We start from the raw sequence: 1,643 nt of genomic DNA, 5'->3' as shown, positions 1-1,643 counted from the left end.
AAATTCCGTGGGGGGTGGTCGGCTTTGTCGGCGATGGATCCCGCGCAACGGGCCAAGGGTGTTATCGCGTTTTCAAGCGGCAATCATGCGCAGGGCGTCGCCTTGGCGGCGAAAATGCATGGGACAAGTTCTGTGATCATCATGCCGTCTGACGCACCGCAGGTTAAGATAGAAAATACCAAAGCGCTGGGCGCGGAGGTGGTTTTATATGAGCGCGGTTCTGAGGACCGCGATGAAATTGGTGCGCGTCTTTCGGGCGAGCGCGATCTGACGCTGATCAAGCCGTTTGACGATCCTTTGGTGATCGCGGGGCAGGGGACATGCGGGCTAGAAATTGCTGAACAGGCGTCTGAGTTGAATATTAATGAAGCCGAAGTGATCACGTGCTGTGGCGGCGGTGGTCTAACGTCAGGCATCGCGATGGCGTTGGAAGCGGATGCGCCGACTTTCAAAGTGCGGCCAGCCGAACCCGAGGGTTTTGACGATGTTGCGCGCTCGCTGAGCGCTGGTGCGATACAGCGCAACGCCGCGATGACAGGCTCGATTTGCGATGCGATTATTACGCCGCAACCGGGCGATCTGACCTTTCCGATTATGCACCGTTTATGTGGAGTGGGCCTTGTCGTTAGCGAAGATGAATGTTTGCGCGCGATGGGATTGGCATTTGAACGGCTCAGAATTGTGATTGAACCAGGCGGGGCTGTGGCCTTGGCTGCAGCGTTATTTCACGGGGATCAGTTGAACGCTGACACTGTGATTGTGACCGCCTCTGGTGGAAATGTGGACAAGGCCGTTTTTGAACAAGCCTTGGCAACTTTGGAGTAAGACCGGATGACACGTGTTACGATTGCCAGCTTTAACGTGAAAAACCTGATCGGGGCGGAAAAGGAATATTATAAATTCCAGTTCTACACGCAGGAAGAATATGCGTGGAAAGAAGCGTGGTTGGCGGATCAAGTTGTGACCATGGATGCGGATGTCGTCGGTTTTCAAGAGATCTTCGAGGAAAGCGCGTTGCGCGCAGTTATCGCCGAAGCCGATGAGATGGGCGAGGATAGCAACGAGATTTCGGTGCCTGACAAATCCAAGCGCTACCGCAAGAAAGCGATTTTTCGCAAGTTAAGCTACGTAGGATATCGCAATGCTGCGCTGGCCTTTGCACCCAATGCCAATGATGGCGCGGCAGGGCATCGCCGCCCCGGCGTTGCGATCCTGTCGCGATTTGGTTTTGTTGGCACGCCTGAGATTATCCAAGAACTGCCCAAACCTTTGGATATTCCGTTTCAAGATATGGGTGGCGGGGACGGTGGTCACTACCGTATTTCATGGCTCTCGCGTCCGATCCTGAAAGCGCGCGTGCCTATGGGCAAAGAGGTGGTGACGGTTTTCAACTGCCATCTGAAATCCAAGCTGGGCGAGTTTGTGCGCCCTGATGGTGCGGATTTTGCACCTGAATCTGACTTGGCGAATTACGATGCGGTTGGTCGCGCGATGGGCGCTGCGCGTGCAGCCCTTCGTCGTATGGCCGAGGCATGGGTGCTGCGCCGCGAAATTGTTGCAGAAATCCAAGCGGGCAATCCAGTGATCGTCATGGGCGACTTTAACGATAGCGAAAACGCGGTCAGCAGTGAAATCATTGCGGG

At 55.0% G+C, this 1,643-nt stretch carries 2 protein-coding genes; both read left to right on the top strand.

The genetic code is table 11. The features are described 5' to 3' along the window. Positions 1-825: pyridoxal-phosphate dependent enzyme (locus QZ279_RS11875; RefSeq protein WP_293451118.1), on the top strand; the 825-nt coding region annotated here is incomplete at its 5' end. Between the two features lie 6 nt (positions 826-831). Next, positions 832-1,643 (top strand): endonuclease/exonuclease/phosphatase family protein (locus QZ279_RS11870; protein ID WP_293451116.1); only part of this gene is annotated, 812 nt, incomplete at its 3' end.

The organism is Planktotalea sp., assembly GCF_018607965.1.
Taxonomy (GTDB): domain Bacteria; phylum Pseudomonadota; class Alphaproteobacteria; order Rhodobacterales; family Rhodobacteraceae; genus Planktotalea.
Note: the sequence above shows the minus strand (reverse complement) of the source record. Positions and strands in the feature narration are given on the sequence as shown.